Origin of the sequence: Citreimonas sp. (genome assembly GCF_042096055.1) — a bacterium.
Lineage (GTDB): Bacteria > Pseudomonadota > Alphaproteobacteria > Rhodobacterales > Rhodobacteraceae > Citreimonas.
On sequence record NZ_JBELMH010000130.1, the window covers coordinates 3,625 to 5,392 of the forward strand.

2 protein-coding genes and 1 pseudogene are annotated in these 1,768 nt (G+C 69.4%); 1 reads left to right on the plus strand and 2 read right to left on the minus strand.

Annotated features, from left to right (window positions below; all coding sequences use genetic code 11):
• Positions 1-642 (minus strand): annotated as a pseudogene (locus ACFDTC_RS17245) (histone deacetylase family protein); the annotation flags it as partial.
• The gene (locus ACFDTC_RS17250) at positions 639-1,340 is read right to left on the minus strand and encodes a GntR family transcriptional regulator (RefSeq protein WP_375260114.1); all 702 of its coding nucleotides are present in this window, start codon (positions 1,338-1,340) and stop codon (positions 639-641) included. The gene ACFDTC_RS17250 and the pseudogene ACFDTC_RS17245, both read right to left, overlap by 4 nt.
• A 129-nt stretch (positions 1,341-1,469) precedes the next feature.
• Between ACFDTC_RS17250 and ACFDTC_RS17255 the strand changes: the two genes are divergently transcribed.
• Positions 1,470-1,768, plus strand: a 299-nt coding sequence (locus ACFDTC_RS17255; protein WP_375260115.1) for a class II aldolase/adducin family protein, incomplete at its 3' end; no start/stop codon positions are given.

Below are 1,768 nucleotides of genomic sequence, written 5' to 3' on the forward strand. Positions count from 1 at the left end.
CGACACGGTCAGCACGTCGGCGCGGTCGTAGAAGATGCCCTGCGTGCCGTTGCCGTGATGCGTGTCGATGTCCAGCGTCGCGACGCGTTCGTGCCGCGTGCGCAGCCGCGCCGCCGCGATGGCCGAGACGTTCATCATGCAGTGCCCGGCAGCGATGTCGGCGGTGGTGTGGTGCCCGGCCGGCCGGCAGAGAGCGTAGGCGGCACGATCGCCCCCAAGCACCGCGTCGGCGGCGGCGACCGCGCAATCGGCGGCGCGACGGCTGGCGCGCCAGCTGTGCGGACCGATCGGGGCGGAGGTGTCGCCCATGTGCCAGCCCGCGCGGCCCACGATGCTGTCGGGATACCGCGAGACAGGCGCGCGCGGGAAAACGTTCGGCACCACCTCGGGGCCGGCATCGTGCAGCTTCTGCCATTCGTCCCACGCGGATTCGAGGAACGCCAGCAGGCGCGGCGTGTGCACCGCCTCGAAGGCCGAGCGGTCCGCCTCGGGTGGTGCCTCGGGCGTCAACGACAGCTGGTCCAGCCCGGCCAGCAGCAAGCGCGCGCGCTCGGCCTGTTCGGCGTTGCGCAGGATGCGCCCGTGGGTCAGGCGAAAGACCGGGTCATGGGCCTCGGTCTCGGGGGCGTAGAAGCATCTCATGGGCGGGTGTCTTCTTCCATTTCGCGGAACTGGGCGGTGACGACGTCGCGCGCGACGTCGATGTGGTAGCGGATGGCCTCGACCGCGTCGGATTCGACGCCCGACCGCAGCGCGTCGAGGATCGGCACGTGGGTTTCGGCCAGACCCACCGGGTCGTCGTAGAGCCGTCCGATCAGCATGATCGTCAGCGCACTTTCGGCGGCAATCTGGTCGAAAACGGCCAGGAACTTCGGATTGCCGGAGCCCGAGCACAGCAGTCGGTGGAATTCCATGTCGGCCTCGACCTGCGTGGCCATGTCGAAACCGGGGCCGGCGACGCGGCGCATCTCGTCGATCTGGCGCGCAAGCGCCGGCGCGGCCGCCTCGACGCCGTCGCGCATCAGCCGCCGCACCGCGGCCACCTCGATCACGAGGCGTAGTTCGTAGAGGTCGTCGAGCTCGCGCGCGGTAATCTTGCGCACGAAGAATCCGCGGTTGGGTGCGTAGGTCACGAGGCCCGAATTCTCGAGCAGGCGCGCCGCCTCGCGCACCGGCGCCCGGCTGACGCCGAGCTGCCGGGCCACGACGGATTCCGACAACCGCTGGCCGGGCGGAAGCTGGCCGGTGACGATCGCCTTGCTCAGAAGACGCGCGACGCGCTGCACCAGCCCCTCGCGGTCGAGCGGGCGGAACGCGTCGTTGTCTTGGGTCTCGCTCACGGGATTCGCCGCCTCGGCCATCGGGATGGGCCCAGCCTAATTGTAGATCTGGCGACTGTCGACAATTTGCTTGACTCCCACGGACCCGATGCCCTTCCCTTTGGTCAGATCATTCGAGGGACGGCACCCATGGCGGACGGAGCACTCACCGAAAGCATCGACACGGTACGGCGCGATCTGGCGGCGGCCTACCGGCTGATCGCCCTGCACGGCATGGACGACGGCATCTATACACACATCTCGGCCCGCCTGCCCGACGGCGCGAACGGCGAGAAGCGGTTCCTGCTGAACCCCTACGGGCTCAGCTTCGACGAGGTGACCGCGGCGAACCTAGTGACCGTGGACGAGACCGGCGCGGTCGTCGACGACCCCTACGGCGCCGGCGTCAACGCGGCGGGCTTCACCATCCATTCGGCCGTGCACATGGC